Origin of the sequence: Streptoalloteichus hindustanus, assembly GCF_900129375.1 — a bacterium.
GTDB classification, from domain to species: Bacteria; Actinomycetota; Actinomycetes; order Mycobacteriales; family Pseudonocardiaceae; genus Streptoalloteichus; species Streptoalloteichus hindustanus.
Genome location: NZ_FQVN01000030.1, coordinates 1 through 1,426, shown reverse-complemented (window position 1 = coordinate 1,426; position 1,426 = coordinate 1). Strand labels below are relative to the sequence as shown.

At 72.9% G+C, this 1,426-nt stretch carries 1 pseudogene; it reads left to right on the top strand.

Annotated features, from left to right (window positions below):
- Positions 1-1,426 (top strand): annotated as a pseudogene (locus BUE43_RS32470) (hypothetical protein); the annotation flags it as partial.

Sequence of the window (1,426 nt, the reverse complement as noted above, 5' to 3'; positions counted from 1 at the left end):
GAAGCCGAGGTCGCCGCGGAGAAGGCCCGGGCCGCGGCCAACGAGGCCCAGGCCGCGGCAGCACGCGCGAACGAGGCCGCCACCCGCGCCGAGCGCGAGGCCGGGGCTGTGCATGCCCAAGCTCTCAGGGCTAGGGCGTCGGCGGAGGAGGCCACCGCCGCGGAGGCCCGTGCTGCTGAGAAGGCACGTAATGCGGTGAATTTGGCGCAGCAGGCGGCGGTGGAGTCGGCGAAGACGTTGGATGCTGCCTATCGCACGCAGGATGAGGCCAATGCTGCGGCGGTGGAAGCCTCGACGGCGGCCACTCAGGCCGGGATCGCCACCCGGGCGGCCGAGGCCGCGGTGCGGTCCGCCTCCGGCATCGCCGCCCCGGCTGATCAGGCGATCAACCTGGCCAGCCCGTTCGCCCAGTCCGACATCGACGCCGACTTCGTCGTGGCGGTGGCCAACCGCGCCAAGGACGTCGGCGACTCGCAGGTCCAGGCCGCCCAGAAGGCGGCGGCCGACGCCGCCGCCCAGGCGCAGAAGGCCGCCGAGTCAGCCAAGAACGCGGCGGGAGAAGCAGCGGTGGCTTTCCGGGCTGCCTCGGCGGCGGCGAGTTCCGCGGCTGACGCGGCCAAGTCAGCGGCGGCAGCCCAGAAGTCGGCGGCCCAGTCAGCGGTCGACGCCGCTGCGGCGCGTCAGGCCGCGGCGGAGGCGCAGGCCGTCGACGCCCAGGCCCAGGCGGACGCGAAGGCCGCCAGGGCCGCCGCCGACCAGGCCGCCGCAGATGCGGCACTGGCGGGACGGTTCGCCGACCAGGCCGAGGCCGACGCCCGCGCGGCCCGCAAGGCCGCAGACGACGCCACGCGCGCGGCCAACGAGGCCAGCGCCGCCGCCGACCGCGCCGCACAGGACGCGGCCGCCGCGAAGCAGGCCGCCGACCAGGCCCAGCGGGACGCTGACGCGGCACGGGCCGTCGCCAACCGCGCGCAGGAGCACGCCAAGGACGCGGACCAGTCGGCCACCAGTGCCGAGAACTACGCCAAGGACACCGAAACCCGGCTCAAGAACGCCGAAGCCGACGCGAAGGAAATCCAGGCGCAGTTGGCCGAACTCCAGGAGCAGCTCCGCCGGGAGGAGGAGGAACGGCAGCGCAAGGCGGTCGAGGAGGCCATCACCGACGACAGCGCGATCACCGAGCTGACCGCCGAGGAGGCGGAGGCGCTCCGCGCCGAGAAGGGTCAGGCCGGCATCGACGAGTACAACAAGGCCCTTGCCCAGGCCAACAAGGACCTGCTCTCCTTCATCAAGGAGCAGGGTGGCGACATCATCCTGGAGCTGATCGGCTTCAACGACGCCAAGCGCTGCTTCACCCAGGGCGACTTCATCTCCTGCGTCATGACCGTCATCAACGCCCTGCCCATCCTCAAACTCGCCTCGGTCC